At 66.7% G+C, this 21,327-nt stretch carries 18 protein-coding genes and 1 riboswitch; of the genes, 10 read left to right on the forward strand and 8 right to left on the reverse strand.

Annotated features, from left to right (window positions below; translation table 11 throughout):
* From OIK44_RS24780 to rpsL, 4 genes are all read right to left on the reverse strand, one after another.
* A partial coding sequence (locus tag OIK44_RS24780; RefSeq protein ID WP_229448425.1) for a GTP-binding protein occupies positions 1 to 195 on the reverse strand: 195 nt, incomplete at its 3' end.
* Between the two features lie 72 nt (positions 196 to 267).
* The gene (gene fusA / locus OIK44_RS24785; RefSeq protein WP_273674813.1) at positions 268 to 2,373 is read right to left on the reverse strand and encodes an elongation factor G; all 2,106 of its coding nucleotides are present in this window, start codon (positions 2,371 to 2,373) and stop codon (positions 268 to 270) included.
* A 107-nt stretch (positions 2,374 to 2,480) separates the two neighbouring features.
* Positions 2,481 to 2,951 (reverse strand): 30S ribosomal protein S7, encoded by a 471-nt coding sequence (gene rpsG, locus OIK44_RS24790; RefSeq protein ID WP_017877866.1) that lies wholly within the window; start codon positions 2,949 to 2,951, stop codon positions 2,481 to 2,483.
* 143 nt (positions 2,952 to 3,094) lie between these two features.
* On the reverse strand, positions 3,095 to 3,478 hold the full coding sequence (gene rpsL, locus OIK44_RS24795; RefSeq protein ID WP_273674816.1) for a 30S ribosomal protein S12: 384 nt from the start codon (positions 3,476 to 3,478) through the stop codon (positions 3,095 to 3,097).
* 331 nt (positions 3,479 to 3,809) lie between these two features.
* Between rpsL and OIK44_RS24800 the strand changes: the two genes are divergently transcribed.
* Positions 3,810 to 5,720, forward strand: coding sequence for a phosphoethanolamine transferase (locus OIK44_RS24800; protein ID WP_273674817.1), 1,911 nt, complete (start codon positions 3,810 to 3,812; stop codon positions 5,718 to 5,720).
* 69 nt (positions 5,721 to 5,789) lie between these two features.
* Here OIK44_RS24800 and OIK44_RS24805 read toward each other — a convergent pair whose 3' ends face one another.
* Entirely contained in the window at positions 5,790 to 7,379 is a 1,590-nt protein-coding gene (locus tag OIK44_RS24805) for a MutS-related protein (protein WP_273674819.1), read from the reverse strand.
* A 476-nt stretch (positions 7,380 to 7,855) separates the two neighbouring features.
* Here OIK44_RS24805 and OIK44_RS24810 point away from each other — a divergent pair, with 476 nt between their 5' ends.
* Both OIK44_RS24810 and OIK44_RS24815 read left to right on the forward strand, forming a co-directional pair.
* Complete coding sequence (locus OIK44_RS24810) at positions 7,856 to 8,329, forward strand: FxDxF family PEP-CTERM protein (RefSeq protein ID WP_273674821.1); 474 nt, start codon at positions 7,856 to 7,858, stop codon at positions 8,327 to 8,329.
* An 85-nt stretch (positions 8,330 to 8,414) separates the two neighbouring features.
* Complete coding sequence (locus tag OIK44_RS24815; protein ID WP_273674822.1) at positions 8,415 to 9,191, forward strand: spermine/spermidine synthase domain-containing protein; 777 nt, start codon at positions 8,415 to 8,417, stop codon at positions 9,189 to 9,191.
* Here the strand turns inward: OIK44_RS24815 and pdxR are convergent.
* Entirely contained in the window at positions 9,154 to 10,641 is a 1,488-nt protein-coding gene (gene pdxR / locus OIK44_RS24820; protein WP_273674824.1) for a MocR-like pyridoxine biosynthesis transcription factor PdxR, read from the reverse strand. The two genes, OIK44_RS24815 and pdxR, sit on opposite strands and share 38 nt — an antisense overlap.
* An 89-nt stretch (positions 10,642 to 10,730) precedes the next feature.
* On the opposite strand from pdxR, the gene OIK44_RS24825 reads away from it, so the two are divergent.
* Together OIK44_RS24825 and OIK44_RS24830 are read left to right on the forward strand one after the other, a co-directional pair.
* Complete coding sequence (locus OIK44_RS24825; protein ID WP_273674826.1) at positions 10,731 to 11,384, forward strand: pyridoxamine 5'-phosphate oxidase family protein; 654 nt, start codon at positions 10,731 to 10,733, stop codon at positions 11,382 to 11,384.
* 75 nt (positions 11,385 to 11,459) lie between these two features.
* Entirely contained in the window at positions 11,460 to 12,263 is an 804-nt protein-coding gene (locus tag OIK44_RS24830; protein WP_273674828.1) for a class I SAM-dependent methyltransferase, read from the forward strand.
* A gap of 78 nt (positions 12,264 to 12,341) precedes the next feature.
* On the opposite strand, the gene OIK44_RS24835 is transcribed toward OIK44_RS24830, so the two are convergent.
* The gene (locus OIK44_RS24835; protein WP_273674860.1) at positions 12,342 to 13,970 is read right to left on the reverse strand and encodes a serine hydrolase; all 1,629 of its coding nucleotides are present in this window, start codon (positions 13,968 to 13,970) and stop codon (positions 12,342 to 12,344) included.
* A 188-nt stretch (positions 13,971 to 14,158) separates the two neighbouring features.
* Positions 14,159 to 14,342, forward strand: a riboswitch (yybP-ykoY riboswitch).
* A gap of 11 nt (positions 14,343 to 14,353) precedes the next feature.
* Here OIK44_RS24835 and OIK44_RS24840 point away from each other — a divergent pair.
* Both OIK44_RS24840 and OIK44_RS24845 read left to right on the forward strand, forming a co-directional pair.
* Positions 14,354 to 14,929, forward strand: a complete 576-nt coding sequence (locus tag OIK44_RS24840) for a TMEM165/GDT1 family protein (protein WP_273674830.1) — start codon at positions 14,354 to 14,356, stop codon at positions 14,927 to 14,929.
* A 149-nt stretch (positions 14,930 to 15,078) separates the two neighbouring features.
* The gene (locus tag OIK44_RS24845; RefSeq protein WP_273674832.1) at positions 15,079 to 15,348 is read left to right on the forward strand and encodes a hypothetical protein; all 270 of its coding nucleotides are present in this window, start codon (positions 15,079 to 15,081) and stop codon (positions 15,346 to 15,348) included.
* A 40-nt stretch (positions 15,349 to 15,388) separates the two neighbouring features.
* Here OIK44_RS24845 and OIK44_RS24850 read toward each other — a convergent pair whose 3' ends face one another.
* Complete coding sequence (locus OIK44_RS24850) at positions 15,389 to 17,470, reverse strand: aminotransferase class V-fold PLP-dependent enzyme (protein WP_273674834.1); 2,082 nt, start codon at positions 17,468 to 17,470, stop codon at positions 15,389 to 15,391.
* A 127-nt stretch (positions 17,471 to 17,597) separates the two neighbouring features.
* Between OIK44_RS24850 and OIK44_RS24855 the strand changes: the two genes are divergently transcribed.
* From OIK44_RS24855 to OIK44_RS24865, 3 genes are all read left to right on the forward strand, one after another.
* The gene (locus OIK44_RS24855; RefSeq protein WP_273674836.1) at positions 17,598 to 18,077 is read left to right on the forward strand and encodes an Lrp/AsnC family transcriptional regulator; all 480 of its coding nucleotides are present in this window, start codon (positions 17,598 to 17,600) and stop codon (positions 18,075 to 18,077) included.
* A 62-nt stretch (positions 18,078 to 18,139) separates the two neighbouring features.
* Entirely contained in the window at positions 18,140 to 19,243 is a 1,104-nt protein-coding gene (locus OIK44_RS24860) for a M48 family metallopeptidase (RefSeq protein ID WP_273674838.1), read from the forward strand.
* A 109-nt stretch (positions 19,244 to 19,352) separates the two neighbouring features.
* Complete coding sequence (locus tag OIK44_RS24865) at positions 19,353 to 21,167, forward strand: DUF885 domain-containing protein (protein WP_273674839.1); 1,815 nt, start codon at positions 19,353 to 19,355, stop codon at positions 21,165 to 21,167.
* Positions 21,168 to 21,327: the final 160 nt, after the last annotated feature.

The raw sequence follows: 21,327 nt of genomic DNA on the forward strand, positions 1-21,327 counted from the left end.
GGTGTTGATGGTAATGCCGCGCGCTTTTTCTTCCGGTGCCGCATCGATCTGGTCGTATGCTTTGGCTTCGCCGCCGAATTTCTTCGACAGGACGGTTGCGATTGCTGCGGTCAGCGTGGTTTTGCCGTGGTCGACGTGACCGATGGTGCCGACGTTGACGTGCGGCTTGGTCCGCTCGAATTTACCTTTTGCCATTTTATTCTTCCTTAGAACAATGATTTAAATGTAGGGACCGGCATTCTCGTGAAAGCCGGCCCAGAACTGCTATTACTTCGCTTTCGAGCTGACGATCGCTTCAGTCACATGCTTCGGTGCTTCCGAATAGTGCTTGAATTCCATCGAATAGGTCGCGCGACCCTGGGTTGCGGAACGCAACGAGGTCGAGTAGCCGAACATTTCCGACAGCGGCACTTCGGCCTTGATGATCTTGCCGCCACCGCCGGCAATCTCGTCCATGCCTTGCACCATACCGCGGCGCGACGACAGATCGCCCATCACGGTACCGGCGTAGTCTTCCGGCGTTTCCACCTCGACCGACATCATAGGCTCCAGAATGACTGGCGAAGCCTTGCGGCAGCCGTCCTTGAATGCCATCGAAGCGGCCATGCGGAACGCATTTTCGTTCGAGTCGACGTCATGGTAGGAACCGAAGAACAAGGTGACCTTGACGTCAACGACTGGGTAGCCAGCCATCACGCCCGAAGTCAGCGTGTCGCGCACACCCTTTTCAACTGCAGGGATGTATTCGCGTGGCACGGTGCCGCCCTTGATGGCGTCAACGAACTCGAAGCCCTTGCCCGGTTCTTGCGGCTCGATCTTCAGCACCACGTGGCCGTACTGACCACGACCACCGGATTGCTTCACGAATTTACCTTCGGACTCTTCGCAAGTCTTGCGGATCGTTTCGCGGTAGGCAACCTGTGGCTTACCGACGGTCGCTTCGACGTTGAATTCACGTTTCATGCGGTCGACGATAATTTCCAGATGCAACTCGCCCATACCACCGATGATGGTCTGGCCCGACTCTTCGTCGGTCTTCACGCGGAACGAAGGATCTTCCTGTGCCAGGCGGTTCAGCGCCAGGCCCATTTTTTCCTGGTCGGCCTTGGTCTTAGGCTCGACGGCCTGCGAGATCACCGGCTCAGGGAAGACCATTTTTTCCAGCGTGATGATCGAGCTAGGGTCGCACAGCGTTTCGCCGGTCGTCGCGTCTTTCAGGCCGACGGCCGCGGCGATGTCGCCGGCGTGCACTTCCTTGATCTCTTCGCGTTGGTTCGCGTGCATCTGCAAAATACGGCCAAGACGTTCTTTCTTGTTCTTGATCGGATTGTAGACGGTGTCGCCCGACTTGATCGTGCCGGAGTAGACGCGGAAGAAGATCAGCTGGCCGACGAACGGGTCGGTCATGATCTTGAATGCCAGCGCCGAGAACTTCTCGCCGTCTTCAGCTTTACGCTCGGTCGGCTGGTCGTCTTCGTCCAGGCCCTGCACCGGCTTGATGTCGATCGGCGACGGCAGGTATTCGATGACGCCGTCCAACATCGCTTGCACGCCCTTGTTCTTGAACGCGGTGCCGCACATCATCGGGACGATTTCCGACGCGATGGTACGCTGACGCAAGGCCGTCTTGATCTCGGCTTCCGACAGGTCGCCTTCTTCCAGGTACTTGTTCATCAGCTCTTCGGACGCTTCCGCGGCCGCTTCGACCATCTTCTCGCGCCACTCGGCGGCCTGGTCGGCCAGCTCTGCGGGGATATCGCGGTAGTCGAACTTCATGCCCTGCGACGAATCGTCCCAGAAGATGGCTTTCATCTTGACCAGGTCGACCACGCCGAGGAAGTTCTCTTCGGCGCCGATCGGGATCTGCAGCGGAATCGGGTTCGCCTTCAGGCGTGCGCGCATTTGATCGTACACTTTGAAGAAGTTCGCGCCGGTGCGGTCCATCTTGTTGACGAAGGCCAGACGCGGCACTTTGTACTTGTTAGCTTGACGCCACACGGTTTCCGACTGCGGCTGCACGCCGCCGACTGCACAGTAAACCATGCAGGCGCCGTCCAACACGCGCATCGAACGTTCCACTTCGATGGTGAAGTCAACGTGGCCCGGGGTGTCGATGATGTTGATGTGGTGCTCAGGGAAATTATTAGCCATCCCCTTCCAGAAGCAGGTCGTCGCGGCGGACGTAATCGTGATGCCGCGCTCTTGCTCTTGCTCCATCCAGTCCATGGTGGCGGCGCCATCATGGACTTCGCCGATCTTGTGGTTTACGCCGGTGTAGAACAGCACGCGTTCGGTGGTGGTCGTCTTACCTGCGTCGATGTGAGCGGAAATACCGATATTGCGGTAGCGCTCAATGGGGGTCTTGCGGGCCATAATTAATCCTAAATGAATGGACAAAACCGAGCAGCATTTTTTTGCAAAAATGAGCCCGGCCTCGAACAACAGATACCTGACAGCCCCCTTGCGGGAGCTGGCTTTTATTAGAAGCGGAAATGCGAGAACGCTTTGTTCGCTTCAGCCATACGATGGACTTCATCGCGTTTTTTCATGGCGCCGCCGCGGCTTTCAGCCGCTTCCATCAGCTCACCGCCGAGGCGTTGTGGCATGGATTTTTCGCTGCGCTTGTTCGCGGCTTCGCGCAACCAACGCATCGACAGGGCCATACGGCGCACTGGGCGAACTTCGACCGGCACCTGGTAGTTTGCACCACCGACGCGACGGGATTTCACCTCAACGAGCGGCTTGGCGTTGTTGATGGCGGTAGCGAACACTTCGAGCGGATCCTTGCCCGATTTCGCTTTGATGTGCTCGAAAGCACCGTAGATGATGTTTTCAGCGACCGATTTTTTACCGGACAACATCAAAACGTTGACGAACTTAGCGACATCCGTGTTGCCGAATTTTGGATCTGGCAAAATTTCGCGCTTGGGTACTTCACGACGACGTGGCATATCAATTCCTTTCAATCTTCAGTTGAGCGTGCCTTAGGGCACCACTCGCGGACGACCATCATAGCCTTCCACTTACTCGACCAGATGCGGTCGACTACATTCACTTAGTTAGTTACCACTCAGCGAAACTTTTTTTCTTGCTATTACTTCTTACCGGCTTTAGCGCGCTTGGTACCGTATTTCGAACGCGATTGCTTACGGTCTTTGACGCCTTGGGTATCGAGGGCGCCGCGAACCATGTGGTAACGCACACCCGGCAAATCCTTCACGCGGCCGCCGCGCAACAGAACAACACTATGCTCTTGCAGGTTATGGCCTTCACCGCCGATGTACGAAATGACTTCGAAACCGTTGGTCAAGCGAACTTTGGCGACTTTACGCAGAGCCGAGTTAGGCTTCTTTGGGGTCGTTGTGTAAACACGGGTGCAAACACCACGTTTTTGCGGGCTGTTTTCCAGCGCCGGCGATTTGCTCTTGACGCGTACGGAAATACGCGGCTGGCGAATCAATTGATTGATGGTTGGCATCGTTATAAATCCAACAAAATTACCACGATTGATAACCCGGGCAATTGCCCGGGGACTAAACCTAGTCCCGATTTGCACTGACAACGGCGGCACCGCCGAGCACCCGGAAAGGCGCGACGACAAATGCGTAGACGGTGTGCAGAATAAATTCGAGAACTCGCGAGTATAGACCCCGCCTTACGCCAGGTCAACCAGTTTACGGCTTTCGCTGCACACATTTTCAGCAGCGGCGCCGGCCGCTGCGCCATCTTTCCCGCTATTTTGCCAACGCTTGCCGCGCCGCAAGGGCAAAAAGCCCGATAATGGCGGACATTTTTCCTTTCCCGTCTCTATGCGCACCCTGCTTCGTCCCGCCCACCTGTTCCTGCTGCTCAGCTACCTGCTGCTGTCGGCCGTGCCCTTCGTGCCCGCCCTGCTGGGCCGGCGCCTGGAGCGGCCGTGGCAACTGCTGGGCATCGAGGCCGCCGCGTGGATCGGCGTCTGGGCCCTCTGCAAGCGCCCGGCCTACTTCCACTGGCTGCTGCTGCCTGCCTTCCTGGCCGTGCCGACGGAGCTCTATTTGTTCATCTTCTACGGCCAGGGCATCTCGACCCACCACCTCGGCATCATCGCCGAGACCAGCCCGAAGGAATCGCTGGAATTCCTCGGCCAGAAGGTGTGGCTGATGCTGGCCGTGATGGCCGGCGTCATCGCCTGGTGGTGGCTGACGTGGCGCGCGGCGCGCGCCACGCGCGCGCTGGACTGGAACCACGCCTCGCGCCGGCTGGCGCTGGCGGCGCTGGCGGCGGCCGCCTGCCTGGGCGCCTACGGCCACGAATTCGGCATACGCGCGAAGGCGCCGGCCAGCGCGGCGGCGGCAAAGGCCGGCGCGCCGGCGCCGGCCAGCGTGGCCGCCTCCGGCTTCGGCGACGGCGACGCCGCCGGCGAGGACGAGGAGGAGGAAGACGCCGAAGAGGACAGCGCGTCCGACACGGGCAGCGTGGCGCCGGCCCGCCACACGCGGCTGAAATGGCCGCGCCTGCCGCACTGGGCCAGGCTGCCGGTCCAGCTCGACACCTTCGGCAACTCCTGGCCCTTCGGCCTGGTCGCGCGCGGCGCCGACTTTTACACGGAGCGCCGCTATCTGTCCGAGCTGGGCAGCAAGAGCAGCGCCTTCACGTTCAGCGCGCGCCAGGCCGAGCCCGGGCCGGCGCCCGAGGTCGTCGTGATGGTCATCGGCGAATCGTCGCGCTACGACCGCTGGAGCCTGAACGGCTACGAGCGCGACACCAACCCGCTGCTGAAACAGGAAAGCAACCTGGTGACGCTGCGCGACGTCATCACGGCCGTGTCGGCGACGCGCCTGTCGGTGCCGGTGATCATCTCGCGCAAGCCGGCCACGCAAAGCCTGAAGGACGGCTTCTCGGAAAAATCCTTCCTGACGGCCTACAAGGAAGCCGGCTTCAAGACCTACTGGCTGTCGAACCAGATCTCCTTCGGCCAGTTCGACACGCCCGTGTCGGTGTTCGCCAAGGAAGCCGACGTGATCCAGTTCCTCAACCTGGGCGGCTTCACCAACAACTCCAACTTCGACCAGATCCTCTTCGATCCGCTGAAAAACGCGCTGGCCGACCCGGCGCCGAAAAAACTCATCGTGCTGCACTCGCTGGGCAGCCACTGGAACTACAGCCAGCGCTACCCGAAGCAGTTCGACAAATGGCAGCCCTCGCTGTACGGCGTCGACAAGCCCGTCTACACGGACATCAAGATCAAGCCGCAGCTCAACAACAGCTACGACAGCTCCATCCTGTACACCGACTGGTTCCTGGCGCAGGTGATCGCCACGCTGAAGGACAGGCAGCAACTGGCCTCGCTGATGTATGTGGCCGACCACGGCCAGACGCTGTACGACGGCAGTTGCCGCCTGGCCTTCCACGGCCACAACACGCAATACGAATTCCACGTGCCGGCCTTCGTCTGGTACTCCGGGCAGTACGAGGAGCGCTACCCGGACAAGGTGGCGCAGCTGAAGCGCCACCGCAAAGCCCGCCTGGCGACGGAAAACATCTTCCACAGCCTGCTCGACATGGCCGACATCCGCTACGCCGGCGAGCGCCTCGAATGGAGCTTCCTGAACAAGCAATTCAAGCAGCACAAACGCTACGTCGACAGCTACGGCTGGAGCAACTACGACAACGCCGTCATCAAGGGCGACTGCCGCGAAGTGATCGACAAGAGCAAGCCGATGGCGCAGGAAAAATAGGCGCAGCCGGGGACAGACCACGATTTCCGGGAAAGTATTTCCCGGAAATAGTGGTCTGTCCCCAGCTGTCTACAACACGTCGGCGCACTCGCCCGGGTGCGCCAGGTAGGCGCTGAGCCAGTCATGGACGCGCCTGGCCTTCGCTTCGATGGGCGCGCCGAAACCGCGCGCGGCCAGCAGCGCGATGCCGTTGGGCCGGGCCAGCACGCCCGGCGCCAGCGCCAGCCCGGCGGCGGCGCCGTCGGGCGCGCTCACGCACAGCGGCGCCAGGCAATCCGCCAGCAGCGGCGCCAGCACCAGGTTGTGCGAGGACACCAGGACGGTGCCGCGCGCGGCCAGCGTGTGCAGCACGGCCGCCGCCGCCGAGATCGACTCCAGGTGGTTGGTGCCGCGAAAAATCTCGTCGATGATGAACACGGCCGGCTGCGGCCCGTCCGCCAGCGCCAGCAACTCCTTGGCGCGGCGCAGCTCGGCCAGGTAGAGGCTTTCGCCACCGGCCAGCGAGTCTTCGCCCTGCATGCTCGAATACACCGGCGTCATCGGCACGCTGGCCGCGTCCGCGTAGCAAAAGCCGAAGGCGCGCGCGACGATCAGGTTCAGGCCGACGCTGCGCAGCAGCGTGCTTTTGCCGATGCCGTTCTGGCCGGAGATGAAGGCGCCCTTGCCGTCCAGCGCGAACGACAGCGGCGCCGCCCGCTCCAGCAGCGGGTGCACCATGCCCGTGAAGGCGAGGTGGCCGGGCGCGCCGCGCGTGGCCCAGCAAAAACCGCCGCCGTCGCGCAGGTGGCGCAGCAGCGCCAGGTCGGCCTCCAGCTTGGCCACCAGCAGGTAGCTGTCGCGCAGCAGGTCGAGGTTGCTGCGCACCAGTTCGCGGCTCTTGAAATAGTGTTTGATATTGTCGAGCAAAACCCAGTCGCGGTAGTCGCCCAGCACGGGAAGCTGGCCCAGCGGCGAGCGCCCGATCGCCCGGCCGATCGCCGCGGCGCGCGCGCCGGCGTCGCGCAGGGGCCGCGCCGGCGCCACGTCGAGCCGGGCCAGCAGGCTGTGCGCGTGCAACTGCCGCTGCAGCGCGTTCATCGTGCGCTGCCATTCCTTGGCGCTGTCGTGGAAGTGGCTTTGCACGCCCATCAACACCAGCCACAGCAGCACCGCGGCCGGCCACACCATCCACGACAGCAGCAGCGCGGCGGCGCTCGCCAGCGCCAGCGCCAAGGGCAGCAAGAACAATTGCCGGCTCCACGCCGGCGCGCGCGGGACAGCCTCGGCGAACAGCAGCACGCTGACCTCGGTGTCGGCGTGGCGCAGCCCGGCGCAAGCCTGTTCCAACAGCGCCACCGCGTCCGGGTCTTGCAGCAGCGCGCGCAGCCGCGCCGCGCCGTCGTCGTCCGGGGCGCCCTGGCGCAGGCGGCTATACAGCAGTTGCCGGCCGAAGATGCTGGTGCCCGGCGCCAGCCGGTCGGTGTACTGGTCGAGCAGCATGTCGTCCCAGGTCGCGTCGTCGAGCGCCACGCCGGCGCCGCCGGCGACGCGGTGGAACATGGCGACGTCGCTGCGCGCGAAGGGATAGTGGCCCGGCTCGGCCGCGGCGGGCGCGAGCAGCACGCAGAGACGCTCGAACAGCGCGCGCCAATGCGACTGCCATTGTTTGAACTGGGACATGGGGCCTTTATGAATGGGGGGAAAGTGCAAGGTGGGGCATTCTTGCCGATTCATCAAGTCCGCGCAAGTCCGGGGCGTCCGCCGTCCGGACAGCGGACGCCCCGGACAGGGGAAGACCGTGTTGCTGCTGAACGGCTGGCGCGGCAACGCTTACACGGCCAGCACGGCGCAGCTGGGCATCGCCGAAGTCGGCCGCGTCACGCTGCTACTTCCTATGCAGCAATAAAAAAGGTCACTTAAATAATTGTCAATCAAATATTTAACATGGCACAAAAACAACGATGTTCTTTTCAAAAAATGCCGCTCAGTCCGGCACGCCCCCTGATTTAGCACAAGACTATGCGATTCAATCCTTCGATTTAAAAATAGCCAATTGACAATGAAGATAGCTTAGCGATACCGTGTATTGCAGTTCTGGTTTTTTTGATGGATCGTAATTCTTTCGCGGGGATAACATGAAATTGAAATCATTACTTTTGGCGGCATTGCTAGCCGGCGCATTCGGCAGTGCGGCGGCAAACGACTACAACGCGCCCACCGTTCCCTTGACGGGCGGGCCGATCGACTGGAGCATTTCCTTCGGCACCAGCCACCAAGCGGGCGCCTTCACCGACACCTACACCTTCACCTACTCCGGCCTGCCCGGAACGGCGGCCGGCTTCTTCGGCAACGTCGCGACCTCCGTCGGCCAGATCGATTTCGGCACGGCCTCGCTGAACGCGACGCCGCTGAACGTGACCAATTTAGGCGGGCTCTCGTTCAGCTACTACACCTCGATTCCCGTCCAGGGGCTGCTGACGCTGGTCATCACCGGCACCAGCTACGGCGTCGCCTCCAGCTACGCCGGCACGCTCGACGTGACGGCCGTGCCGGAACCGGCCACCTACGGCATGCTGCTGGGCGGCCTGGCCCTGGTCGGCGTCGTCGCGCGCCGCCGCAAACTATCCTGAGCGCCCCGCGCTCCCCCGAAAAGACGCTGCGGCGTCTTTTTTTTTCGTCTGTTACACTTGGCGCCACTCGACACCGCCCAGCGCCATGACCACCAGCACCCAGTACGGCACCACCGCCTTCGCCTTTCCCGGCCATCCGCCGGCCACCGTCACCGAACACCGCGGCATCCGCTACCTGCACCTGGGCACGCCCTGGGTGCAGGGGGCGATGCGCGTGGCCAAGCCGGACGCCATCGAACTCGAATACGTGCAAATGATGATGATGTGGATGCTGTTCACGGCGCAGCCGCGGCACATCGTCCAGCTCGGCCTGGGCAGCGCCGCGCTGACCAAGTTCTGCTACCAGCGCTGCCCCGAGGCCCGCGTGACGGCGATCGAACTCAACCCCAACGTCATCGCCATCTGCGGCGCCCAGTTCGCGCTGCCGCCCAACGACACGCGCCTGGACGTGCGCGAAATGAACGCGCTCGACTTCGTCCTCGACAGCGCCAACCACGCCGGCGTCGACGTGCTGCAGGTGGACCTGTACGACGAGGCGGCGCGCGGCCCGGTGCTCGACACGCCCGAGTTCTACCAGGCTTGCCACGACTGCCTGACGGCCGACGGCATCATGGTGACGAACGTGTTCGGCGACTTCGCCGCCTACGACAAGAACCTGCAGGCGATGGAGCTGGTGTTCGACGCCGTCGTCTGGGTGCCCGAGCTGAACGACGAGAACATCGTCGTGCTGGCCTTCAAGAAGTCGCCGCTGCTCGACTTCAGCGTGCTCTACGAACGCGCCGGCGCCATCAAGACGCGCCTGAACCTGCCCGCCAAGTCCTGGGTCACCGGCTTGAAGAACTGGATGCTGGACCAGCAGTGAGGGCGGCGCGCACCAGCGCGGCCAGCGCCGCCACCGGCGCGGCCATGCGCTCGGCCGGCAGCTGCGCGTAGCCGAGCATGAAGCCGCGCCAGCCGTGGCCGGGCGCGCTGGCCTGGGCGCTCAGGGCCGGCGCCACGATGCCCAGCCGCGCCGCCTGCGCGCTCAGCGCCGCGTCGTCCAGCGCCGCGCTGTCGAAGCGCAGCGCCAGGTGCATGCCGGCCGAGCCGCCGTGCACCGTCGCCAGCCCGTCGAAGTGGCGCCGCAGCGCCGCCACCAGCGCGTCGCGGCGCTGCCGGTACAGCCGGCGCATGCGCCGCAGGTGCAGCGCGAACTGGCCGCTGCGCAGAAATTCGGCAAGCGCCAGCTGCTCGGCCACGCGCCCGCGCGAAGCCGTTTGCGCCAGCAGCGCGGCGAACGCCGGCGCCAACGCGCGCGGCACGACGATGAAGCCGATGCGCAGCGCCGGGAACATGGTCTTGCTGAAGGTGCCCAGGTACAGCACCGGCGCGTCCGCCACCAGGCCCTGCATGGCCGGCAGCGGCGGGCCGTCGTGGCGGAACTCGCTGTCGTAGTCGTCCTCGATGATCAAGGCGCCGGCCGCGCGCGCGCCATCGATCAGCGCCAGCCGGCGCGGCAGGCTCAGCACGCTGCCGGTCGGGTACTGGTGCGACGGCGTCGCGTAGATCAGCCTGGGCCGGCGCCGCCGCCAGTCGGCCGGCGCCGGCGCGATGCCGTCGGCGTCGACGGCGATGCCGACGACGCGCAGCGCGGCGGCGCGGCAGGCCGCCAGCGCGCCGCCGTAGCCGGGGTTTTCCAGCCAGACCGTGTCGCCGGCGTCGGCGAAGCTGCGCGCGCACAGGTCCAGGCTGCTTTGCGTGCCGTCCGTGATGAACACCTGGCCGGCCTCGCAGACGACGCCGCGGGCGGCGCGCAGATGGTCGGCGATGGCGGCGCGCAGCGGCGCCTCGCCGGCCGTGTCGCCGTAGTGCAGGCGCTGCACCGGCAGCGCGCGCCAGGCGCGCTCCAGCATGCGCCGCCACAGCGTCAGCGGAAACGCCTCCAGCGCCGGCACGCCCGGCATGAAGGCGCCCGCCAGAATCTCCTGCGGCATCACGCCGCGCAGCGCGCGGGCGCGCCGCGACAGGCCGGCGTGCGGCGGCGCCACAGCCGCGCCGGGCGCCGCCGGCGCCGGCAGCGCCGCCACGACGGTGCCGCGCCGGTCCGTGCTGACATACCCCTCGCTGGCCAACTGCTCATAGGCATACAGCACGGTGTTGCGCGCCATGCCCAACTCGGCGGCCAGCGCGCGCGTGGCCACCAGGCGCGTGCCGGCCGCCAGCCGGCCGTCGCGGATCGCCGCGCGCAGGCATTCGTGCAGCTGGCGCTGGCGCGGCCAGGCGCGCTGCCCCGGCGGCGGCTGGAAAGTCGACATCAGCAGTGCGTAATCCATTCGTGGCCCCATCAAATTTCACAGCCCTGGATCTTTTTTCAGGGCCAGCGAGGGATTATATTCCGCCTTCACCTTTTTGAAAGCAGCCCATGTCCAATCCATCCGCAGCACCCAGCCCGCGCACCCGCGTGCGCCGCGTCGCCGAACTGGCCAACTACGACGCAGCCGTCCTGCACGCCATCATCGACGCCGCCTACCTGTGCCACATCGCCTTCCACGACGAGCGCGGCACGCACTGCATCCCGACGGCCTGCTGGCGCATCGGCGCCCATTTATACATACACGGCTCGAACGGCAGCCGCCTGCTGAAGCGCCTGAGCGAAAACGACGCCTGCGTCAGCATCACCCACCTGGACGGCCTGGTGCTGGCGCGCTCGGCCTTCAACCACACGATGAACTACCGCTCGGCGATGATCTACGGCCGCTTCGAGGCCGTCGCCGACAAGCACGCCGCGATGGAGGCGCTGATGGAGCATCTGGCGCCGGGCCGCCAGGCCGAGGTGCGCGGCGGCAGCGACAAGGAATACGCCGCCACGACGGTGCTGCGCATCGCCCTCGACGAGGCGGCCGCGAAGGTGCGCAGCGGCCCGCCGCTGGACGACGCCGAGGACATGGCGCAGCCGGTCTGGGCCGGCGTGCTGCCGCTCGCGCAGAGCCGCGGCCGCGCCGTGCCGGACCCCGCCGGCGGCGGCGCCGCCATGCCCGCCTTCGTGCGCCAGTGGGGCGGCGCCGATTCCGCTTGACCCGGCCCGGCGCTTCCGCGATCATCGCCGGGGACGAGGCAGCGACCTCGTCCCAACCATGAACGGAGTAAGCACATGAAACGACTCTTCCTCGCCGCCCTGCTCGCCTGCGCCGGCAGCGCTTCCGCCCTGGCCGACGACGCCCTCAAGGCCGCCCTCGGCGGCGCCCAGCGCAGCGCCGCCAACACCGCCCGCGACACCGCCCGCCATCCGTATGAAACGCTGCGCTTTTTCGGCATACGCCCCGACATGACGGTGGTCGAACTGGCCCCCGGCGGCGGCTGGTACACGGAAATCCTGGCGCCCTACCTGCGCGAGCGCGGCCAGTTGATCGCCGCCGGCGACGACCCGCAATCGAGCGACGCGGACGCGCGCCGCGGCGCCGCCCGCTTCCAGCAAAAACTGGCGGCCAGCCCGGCCGTCTTCGACAAGGTCAAGAGCGGCGTGTTCGAGCCGCCGCACACCTACCGCTTCGCCGCCAAGGGCAGCGCCGACATGGTGCTGACCTTCCGCAACATCCACAACTGGATACCCGCCGGCCCGGACAAGCTGGCCACCCTGTTCGCCAGCGTCTACGACAGCCTGAAACCGGGCGGCGTGTTCGGCGTCGTCGAACACCGCCTGCCGGCCGCGCGCGCCCAGGACGCCGAAGCCAGCAGCGGCTACCTGCACGAGGCGTATGTGATCGGCCTGGCCGAGGCGGCCGGCTTCAAGCTGGCGGCCCGCTCGGAAATCAACGCCAACCCGCGGGACACGGCCGACCACCAAAACGGCGTGTGGGCGCTGCCGCCGACCTATGCCAACAAGGACGTCGAGCGCGCCCGCTACACGGCGATCGGCGAAAGCGACCGCATGACCTTGAAATTTGTGAAGCCTTGAGCGCCGCGCCAGCCTGCTGACGGGCCAGCGCCGGAATCGCGCACCGCCGCCGATACTGGCGGCGGCGGCCGCGCCGCCTCACTGCTGGGCTTTTTTCGCCTTCACCGGCGTGAACGACAAATCCGCGAAGTCATAGCTGAAATCGGTTTCCGACGACACCGGCGCCATCTTCATGCGCTCGATGCTGCCGTCCGGATTCAGCGCGAACGTGACATACGCGTCGGCGTTGAAATTGCGCTCCTTCCAGCGCACGATGAAGGTATCGTGCTGCCAGTGTTCCAGCTCGCCCGTGAGGTCCTGCGTGCGCGAAAAACTCAGCACACGCTTCTTGCCCTCGGGCTTGATCGTCACCGTGCCATACCACGGGTCCTGGTACTCGCCGTCGTAGGCGGCCAGCGCCAGCGAAGGCTGCGACTTGGCGGCGCGCGCGGCGGCGGCGCCGCCCTGCTTCTTCGCATCGGCGGCGTGGCGGGCCCGGTCGGCCGTGCCGATCAAGCCGATCCAGTCGCTGGGCGCGACGTTCAGATAATGGTCGAGGATGCGCCACTGCAGCGACGTCATCGCCGCACCGCTCTCGGCGTTGGTGAGGATGGCCACGCCCAGCTTCGCCTCCGGCACCATCACCACCTGCGAGAAAAAGCCCTGCAGCGCGCCGCCGTGCTGGGCCAGCTTCATGCCCTTGTAATCGCGCAGATTGAAACCCAGGCCATAGGCATTGAAATTCGGCTTGATGCCGGCCAGGCCGGGCTTCGGCTCGGCGATCTTCATCGGCGTCTGCGCCGTCCACATCTCGCGGCTTTGCGCGGCGCTGAACAGGCGCGCCTCCGGGTCGGCCTTGCCGGCGATCTTGCCGCCGTCGAGCAGGGCCGCCATCCACTTCGCGATCTCCTCGGCGTTGGTGTTGATGCCGACGGCGCCGACCGCGTTCGGCACCGGCATCGACTTCACGGCGGCGATCTTGTCGTTGATCTTGCTGTGCGCGTTCGCCACGTTGGCGTTGCCGGCGTGCTCGTCCAGACTGGTGGTCGTGGCGGCCATGCCCAGCGGCGTCAGGATGCGCTCGCGGATGGCCGCGCCCCAGCTCTTGCCGGCCTTGTCGGCGATGATCTTGCCGGCCACGATATACAGCAAATTATCGTAGGCATAACTGTTGCGGAAACTCGTGGCGGGGCGGATATAGCGCAGCTTCTCGATAATCTCATCGGTCGAAAAACTCGTCGTCGGCCACCACAGCAAATCGCCGGCGCCCAGGCCGAGGCCGCTGCGGTGCGTCAACAGATCGCGCACCGTCATCGCACTCGTCACATAGGCATCGTACATCTGGAAACCGGGCAAATGCTTGGTGACGGGATCGTCCCAGGCCAGCTTGCCCTCGTCGACCAGCATCGCCAGCGCGGCGGCCGTGAACGCCTTCGAATTCGACGCCACCTCGAACAGCGTCTGCGCGTCGACGGCGGCCGGCTGGCCCAGCTTGCGCACGCCGAAACCCTTGGCGACGAGCACCTTGCCATCCTTGACGACGGCGATCGCGATGCCGGGCACATCGAAAGCCTTCAACACACTGGCGACATCGGCGTCGAGGTCGAAGGCGGCGGCCGGCGCGGCGGCGCTGGCCGGCGGCACACCGGCATCGGCGGCGGCCAGCGCCGGCGCGGCGGCGGCAAACGCCAACAAAATGGCGGCGGCAAGGCGATTCATCATATGCATCATCAAAGTCTCCAAAAGGGATAGTCGCGGCCCGCACCGGAGCAACGCAGCGTCGGGCAGAATAGCACTTCCCTGCAATTAAGGAAACATTGCTTTCCCCCTGGGGTCAGGTCTAGACATGGCGGTTTTTGCGCTGAAAACCGCCATGTCTAGACCTGACCCCACGGCGGTTTGCAACATTCTGCTATCATGCGTGCTGAACATTGGGGAGTAGTCGTCCCGCGCCCACGCGCAGGAACCTGTATCAACATGATTGGCCCGCAGGCCATGGTGCAGGTGGTTGCATGACTTGACGAGACCTTTGATCACGGGGCGGCCGCATGGGCCGGGGCTGCCCTTGGATCATTGGTTAACCGTCCGGCCCGCGTACCTGTTTATTTCTCATGGAAGCTTTCCTCGTCTCCTCCGGCATCGTCGCCCTCGCTGAAATCGGCGATAAAACCCAGTTGCTGGCTTTCTTGCTCGCGGCGAAATTCCGCAAGCCACTGCCCATCGTGCTGGCCATTTTCATCGCCACCGTCGCCAACCACGCCTTCGCCGCCGCCGTCGGCACCTGGATCACCTCGCTGCTCGGCCCCGCTGCGCTGCGCTGGGTGCTGGGCCTGTCTTTCCTGGCCATGGCCGCCTGGACGCTGGTGCCCGACCAGATCGACGAGGGCGACACCAAGCTGGCCAAGTACGGCGTGTTCCTGACGACGCTGATCGCCTTTTTCGTCGCCGAGATGGGCGACAAGACGCAGGTGGCCACGGTGGCGCTGGCGGCCCGCTACAGCAGCCTGTTCGCCGTCGTCGCCGGCACGACCGCCGGCATGATGCTGGCCAATGTGCCGGCCGTCTACCTCGGCGAAAAGATTGCCAACCGGGTGCCGCTGCGCCTGGTGCACGGCATCGCCGCCGCCGTGTTCGCGCTGCTGGGCCTGGCCACGCTGCTGGGCGCCGGCGCACGCCTGGGCTTGTAAACGCCGCCGCGCATTGCCCCAAAAAAATAGTCGCGCGCGGGTTTGGCGTACAGAACGGCCAATATTGTTGAAACGTAATATTATGGCCGCTTTCGAGCAAACCGCCCGCCCGCAGGCGCGCATCCGGCGATTATTTTTATGAGGAATGTATGCAATTAGATGGAAAACGTGTCCTTGCAGCCGCCCTGATGGCGGCGGCGGCCGGCGGCGCCCAGGCGGCGACGGCGGCCAGTGCGCCCGGCGCGGCGCGCGCGGAGGCCCGCCCGCCGCGCGCCGCCGCGCCCGCCCGCCCGCAATCCGGCACGCCGCTCGACGAGCCGTCCCCTTACGCGATGCTGTTGATGGGCGTGGGCGTGATGGTGTTGGCCGGACACCGCAGCAAGCAGGCGGCGCCCTGGGCGCCGTCGGCCGTGAAATAGCCCGACGCTAACCGGCCGCGCCGAGAGGCGCCGGGCAGCCTCAGGCGGCCCGCGCCAGCGGCGCCAGCGCCGCCTCGCCCAGCGCCATGCCGCCGCTGACATGCCATGCGGCCGCGTAGCCGAGGCGGTGCAGGCAGGCGACGGCCTTGCCGCTGCGGTTGCCGCTGCGGCAGAAGAACACCAGCGGCACGCGCTCGCCGCGCAGCCAGTCGCCCACATGCTCGCCCAGGCGGCTCAGCGGCACGCTCAGCGCGGCACGCCCGCCCAGCGCGGCGGCGCCGCCCGCCGCATGCTCGTATGCCTCGCGCACGTCGATCAGCAGCGCGTTCGGATGGCTGAGCAAGAACGCCTCCAGCCCCGCCGCGCTCAGATTCGCGCCGGCGTCCACCGCCGCCACCAGGCCGCGCTCGGCGCGCAGGCTGCTGCACAACAGGTTCTGCTCGTCATGGCCCGGACACAGCAGCGTGTCGAGCTCGATGCGCGCCGCGTCCAGCTCGGCCGCCGCCAGCGCGCCGGTGAAAGCGAAGCGCACGTCCTGCGGCGCCACGCCGCCGGCGCCGGCCCGCCCCAGCAGATAATAGGCGCGCCCGGCGCCGGCCGCCACGCGCACCAGCGCCTGCGGCCCCAGCGCCAGCGGGGCGGCGTGCGCCGGCCAGCCCAGCGCGTCGCCGGCCGGCGCGGCGCCGTGGCCGCCCAGCTCGTCGAGCAGCGCCTGGCGCGCCGCGCCGCCGTCCGGCGGCGCTTGCGTGTGCAGGATCGCCGCGACGCGGTAATCCTGGCAGCGCACATAGGCGGCCAGGCGGCCGGCCAGCGGCGCCAGCGGGTCGATGATGACGCAGCTGCGGCTGGCCGCATCCGTCAGCAGCCATGTGCAGGCGCCGTCGACGCCGAGCTGAATGACACCGTCGCGCGCCGACGGCGCCAGTTCCGACGGCACCAGGCAGCTGGCGCGCAGCGCCTCGCCGCAGCGCTCGATGCGGGCGCAGGCGTCGGCGATCATCGCCAGGTCCGTGTGCGGACCGAAGGACATGCGGATCGCCGCGCCGCTGCGCCAATGCGGCAAGCGCATCGCTTCCAGCACGTAGCTGGGCGCCGCCTTCGAGGACGAACAGGCGCTGCCGGAACTGACGCGCACGCGCGCCGCGTCGAACAGGTCGAGCAGCTCCTTGCTGGCCAGGCCGGGCACGGAAAAATTCAGCGTCGTCGGCAGCGACGTCGCCATCGGCATGTTGAAGACGACGCCGGGCAGCGCGCGGCGCAGGCTGGCCACGAGGCGCTCGCGCATCGCCTCCAGCTGGGTGTGGCTGCGGAAGACGGCGCCGTCCTCCAGCGCCGCCAGCACGGCGCCGAGGGCGGCGATGCCGGCCATGTTCTCGGTGCCGGAGCGCTGCCCCGATTCCTGGCCGCCGCCGGCGATCAGCGGCGTGAACGGCGCGCCGGCGCGCACGTACAGCATGCCGACGCCCTTGGGCGCGTACAGCTTGTGGCCGGAAAACGGCGCGTAGTCGATGCGCGTGGCGCCCAGGTTCAGCGCCAACTTGCCCAGCGCCTGCACGCAGTCGACCAGCCAGTAGGCGTCGCTGCCGCTGTCGGCCAGCACGGCGGCGATGCCGTCCAGGTCGGAGATGACGCCCGTCTCGTTGTTGGCCGCCATCGTGCACAGCAGCGCCGCCTCGCCCACCTGCGCGCGCAACGCCGCCAGGTCATGGCGGCCGTCGCCGTCCACCGGCAGCGCGCGCAGCTCCAGGTCCAGTCCCAGCAAGCGGTTCCAGTGCGCCAGGCTTTCCGGCACGGCCTTGTGTTCGGTGGCGCCATACAGCAGCACGGAACCGGTGCGCTCGCCCCGCGCGCGGCGCGCCCGCAGCGCGCACAGCGCCGACAGCACGGCCGTCTGGATGCCCTCGGTGGCGCCGCTGTTGAACATCAGGCGGCCGTCGCCGGCGCCAACGACGCGGCGGGCGCGGGCGCGCGCGCCGTCCAGCATCGCCTTCGCCTGCAGACCGGTGGCGTGGGTGCTGCTGGGGTTGCCAAAACCCTGCGCCATCGCGTGCAGGGCGGCGGCCGCGGCGGCCGGCAGCACGGCGGTGGTGGCGTTTCCATCGAGGTAGATTTCGGTCATCATGGTGCGGTTGTTCCGGCAAGTAGGCGAAACCATAGTTTAACCAGCGTGAGCCGTGAAGATATACTCATTCGATCTGCATTCCCGGTAGAATAAAGAAAAATCATTCTCCTTTTCGGCGATACGCAATATGAATCCTCTCGACAAATACGATTGCGCCATCCTCGCCGCGCTGCAGGCCGACGGCACGCTGTCGATCGCCGGCCTGAGCGAGCAGATCGGCCTGTCCAGCACGCCCTGCTGGAAGCGCGTCAAACGCCTGGAGGAAGAAGGTTATATCGAGCGCCGCGTGGCCATCGTCAACCGCCAGAAGATCGGCCTGCCGGTGACGGTCTTCGTCAGCGTGCGCACCGGCCAGCACGACGAGAAATGGCTGCGCCGCTTCGCCGCCGCCGTGATGGCCCTGCCCGAGGTGCAGGAATTCCACCGCATGAGCGGCGACGTCGACTATCTGCTCAAGGTGGTCACCACCGACATCGGCGGCTACGACACCTTCTATAAAAAGCTCATCAAGTCGGTGCAACTGACGGGCGTCTCGTCGGCGTTTTCCATGGAGCAGATCAAGTGCACGACGGCGCTGCCGCTGGAACTGATTTCCCACGGCGTCTAGGCCGCCATCCGGCCCGCGGCGCCGTGGGATAATGGCGCCGCCACCCACTTCCCTTCCCCGCCATGTCCAGCATACACGCCCACCTGTCCGGCAGCTCCTTTCCACCCGAGGGCTTGCGCGTCACGGCCCGTTTCGAGGCCGGCAAGCTGCGCATCGAAGCGGCCGGCCCGCTGCTGGAGCTGGACCCGGACCAGTTGATCGTCAGCGTCGGCGGCTTCGAGGAGCCGCAGTTGTACCTGAACTGGCTCGACGCGAATGGCAAGCAGGCCGCGCTGCAGGCGCTGGCCGAGGCCGACATCGCCGCCCTGCTGGCGACGGCGCCGGCGCCGCTGCAGGCACAACTACAGCAGCAATGGCGGCAACGCGGCCGCCAGCACCGCCAGGTGTGGGGCTGGCTGGGCGGGCTGGCCGGCGCCGCGCTGCTGCTGGGCGCGCTGGCGTGGTGGCAGGCGCCGCGCGCGGCCGCCTGGCTGGCCGGACTGGTGCCCGTCGCCGTCGAGGAAAAACTGGGGCTGGCGGTGCTGGCCCAGGTGCGCGCCCAGGGCGGCCTGCTCGACAGCGGCGCGGCGCAACAGGCCGTGCAGCGCATCGGCGCCGACCTGACCCGCGGCTCGCGCTACCAGTACCGCTGGTTCGTCAAGAAGGACGCCAGCGTGAACGCCTTCGCCATGCCCGGCGGCTACGTGGTGGTCCACACGGGGCTGCTGGAACAGGCCGCCGGCCCCACCGAACTGGCGGCCGTGCTGGCGCACGAGGTGCAGCACATCGAGCAGCGCCATTCGCTGAAACAGATGATAGGCGCGCTCGGCTGGGGCGCCCTGCTCAGCGTCACGCTGGGCGACGTCAGCGGCGTCGCGGCGCCCCTGGCGCACCAGGCCGGCACCCTGTACTTCAGCCGCGACATGGAGGAGGAGGCCGACCGCCTCGGCTTCCAGGCGCTGCTGCGCGCCCACATCAGCCCGGACGGCATGCTGACGTTCTTCCAGAAACTGGAAAAAACAACGGCCGGCGCCGCCGCGCTGCCGGCCTGGGCCTCCTCGCACCCGCAGACCGGCGAACGCATCGAGCGCATCCGCGCGCTGATCGCGCAACAACCCTGCCCGCCGTGCCGTCCGCTGGACGGCGACTGGCGAGCCGTCGTCGGCAGCCTGGGTGCCGCCAAGTAAACGCGGCGGCGTCGCCCGGGCGGCAGGGAAACATTGTCCAAACTGTATGCGATCGCGTATCCTTGTCGCCGCTTGACGCCCCATTCACTCGCCACGAAGGAAACAGTTTATGACGCATCGCTCCACCGCCGCAGCCCTCGGCACGCTGGCCGCCGCCCTCGCCCTCGCCTGCGCCCCGGCCAGCGCGTCCAAGCCGGCCGCCGTCGCGCCGGCGCACGCCGGCGCCGCCGCCGAACAGCAGTTGTTGCGGGCGCTGGCGGACGAGTACTACCAGGCCCTGGCGCACTTCGAGCCGATCGGCGCCACCGAGAACGGCGATAACCGTTTCGACGCGGAACTGGGCATGAGCATCGCGCCGGCCGTGCGCGCCAAACAATTCGCGCTGCTGCGCCAATTCGCCAAGCGCCTGGAGGCGATCAAGCCGGCGCGCCTGAGCGAGGCCGAGCGCAGCAACTACGCCATCCTCCACTACGAGCTGCACAGCGCGCTGACCTTCGAGCCCTTCCCCGAGCATTTGCTGCCGCTGAACCAGATGGACAGCGTGCCCGTGATCCTCGCCAACTACGCCGGCGGCGAAGCCTCGCAACCGATCGGCACCGTCAAGGAATACGAAGCCTATCTGAGCCGCGTCGGCCAGTTGCCGGCGTGGATAGACCAGGCCATCGCCAATATGCGCGAGGGCATGCGCCGCGGCATCGTGCTGCCGAAGGCGCTGGTCAACTCGACGCTGCCGCAATTCCAGAAACTGCTCAGCGCGACGCCGGAAACGAGCGTCTACTACACGCCGGTCAGCAAGCTGCCGGCGGCCTTTTCCGCCGCCGACAAAGAGCGCCTGACGCAGTCCTACCGCGTCGTCATCGAAGCCAAGGTCATGCCGGCGCTGGCCCGCCTGGCCGCCTTCATCGAAACGGACTACCTGCCGGCCAGCCGCGCCAGCAGCGGCTGGAGCGCCCTGCCCGGCGGCCGCGCCTGGTATCAGGCGCGCGTCGCCAGCCAGACCACGACGACGCTGCAACCGGAACAGATCCACGCCATCGGCCTGAAGGAGGTGGCGCGCATCCAGGCCCAGTTCGCCGTGCTCGGGCCGCAACTGGGCTACCACGGCCCGGCCGCCGGCCTGCCGCTGTGGATGAGCGGGCAACAGAAGTTCTACCCCTTCCAAACCGAACAGGAAGTGCTGGACGTCTACCGCAAACTCAACGTCCTGCTCGACAGCAAGCTGCCGGCCCTGTTCACGCTGGTGCCGAAGGCGCCGCTGGACTTGCGCCTGGAGCCGGAACTGAGCCGCGCCACGGCCGCCGACCACTACACCTCGCCGGCGGCGGACGGCTCGCGCCCCGGCGTGTTCTGGTCCGTCGTCAACGACCCCAAGCAATACGGCAACAGCGGCATGACGACGCTGTTCCTGCACGAGGGCAAGCCGGGCCACCACTTCCACCTGGCCCTGGTGCAGGAAATGAACTTGCCGGACTTCCGTAAATTCGGCGGCAACAACGCCTTCACCGAAGGCTGGGCGCTGTACGCGGAAACCCTGGGCAAGGAAATGGGCCTGTTCGAGAACCCCGCCGATTACGTCGGCCACCTGAACGACGAACTGCTGCGCGCCAGCCGCCTCGTCGTCGACACCGGCCTGCACACGCAGGGCTGGACGCGCGAGCAAAGCATCGCCTACATGCGCGACACGCTCGGCTACGACGCCGCCGCCCGCAGCGAAACGGAGCGCTACATGGCCTGGCCGGCGCAGGCGCTGGGCTACAAGATCGGCGCGCTGAAAATCATCGAGCTGCGCCAGCGCGCGACGGCGGCGCTGGGCGACAAGTTCAGCCTGCAGAAATTCCACGAAGTCGTGCTCAGCGACGGCACCCTGCCGCTGAAGCTGCTGGAAGCCAAGGTCGACCGCTGGATCGCCGCCGCGCGGCGCTGAACCGCGCCAGATGGGCCGGCGTGAACGCGCCGGCAACCCCGCGCCCGTTTGATCCAACGCAGCAAGCGCCCCGGCACCGGGCTTTTCCGGCGCCGGCGGCGGAACCGCCGCGCCGCCGTCTGGCCTAATTTGCATCATCTTCAACGTTTGGCGCGCGCGG

Source organism: Janthinobacterium fluminis (assembly GCF_028595325.1).
GTDB classification, from domain to species: domain Bacteria; phylum Pseudomonadota; class Gammaproteobacteria; order Burkholderiales; family Burkholderiaceae_D; genus Janthinobacterium; species Janthinobacterium fluminis.

Excerpts from the sequence above, each read along its gene's own strand:
- rpsG (WP_017877866.1), bottom strand. The coding sequence starts at position 2,951 with ATGCCACGTCGTCGTGAAGTACCCAAGCGCGAAATTTTGCCAGATCCA.
- rpsL (WP_273674816.1), bottom strand. The coding sequence starts at position 3,478 with ATGCCAACCATCAATCAATTGATTCGCCAGCCGCGTATTTCCGTACGC.
- OIK44_RS24845 (WP_273674832.1), top strand. The coding sequence starts at position 15,079 with ATGCAATTAGATGGAAAACGTGTCCTTGCAGCCGCCCTGATGGCGGCG.
- OIK44_RS24800 (WP_273674817.1), top strand. The coding sequence starts at position 3,810 with ATGCGCACCCTGCTTCGTCCCGCCCACCTGTTCCTGCTGCTCAGCTAC.
- OIK44_RS24865 (WP_273674839.1), top strand. The coding sequence starts at position 19,353 with ATGACGCATCGCTCCACCGCCGCAGCCCTCGGCACGCTGGCCGCCGCC.
- OIK44_RS24835 (WP_273674860.1), bottom strand. The coding sequence starts at position 13,970 with ATGCATATGATGAATCGCCTTGCCGCCGCCATTTTGTTGGCGTTTGCC.
- fusA (WP_273674813.1), bottom strand. The coding sequence starts at position 2,373 with ATGGCCCGCAAGACCCCCATTGAGCGCTACCGCAATATCGGTATTTCC.
- OIK44_RS24815 (WP_273674822.1), top strand. The coding sequence starts at position 8,415 with ATGACCACCAGCACCCAGTACGGCACCACCGCCTTCGCCTTTCCCGGC.
- OIK44_RS24860 (WP_273674838.1), top strand. The coding sequence starts at position 18,140 with ATGTCCAGCATACACGCCCACCTGTCCGGCAGCTCCTTTCCACCCGAG.
- OIK44_RS24855 (WP_273674836.1), top strand. The coding sequence starts at position 17,598 with ATGAATCCTCTCGACAAATACGATTGCGCCATCCTCGCCGCGCTGCAG.
- OIK44_RS24825 (WP_273674826.1), top strand. The coding sequence starts at position 10,731 with ATGTCCAATCCATCCGCAGCACCCAGCCCGCGCACCCGCGTGCGCCGC.
- OIK44_RS24805 (WP_273674819.1), bottom strand. The coding sequence starts at position 7,379 with ATGTCCCAGTTCAAACAATGGCAGTCGCATTGGCGCGCGCTGTTCGAG.
- pdxR (WP_273674824.1), bottom strand. The coding sequence starts at position 10,641 with ATGGATTACGCACTGCTGATGTCGACTTTCCAGCCGCCGCCGGGGCAG.
- OIK44_RS24850 (WP_273674834.1), bottom strand. The coding sequence starts at position 17,470 with ATGATGACCGAAATCTACCTCGATGGAAACGCCACCACCGCCGTGCTG.
- OIK44_RS24840 (WP_273674830.1), top strand. The coding sequence starts at position 14,354 with ATGGAAGCTTTCCTCGTCTCCTCCGGCATCGTCGCCCTCGCTGAAATC.
- OIK44_RS24830 (WP_273674828.1), top strand. The coding sequence starts at position 11,460 with ATGAAACGACTCTTCCTCGCCGCCCTGCTCGCCTGCGCCGGCAGCGCT.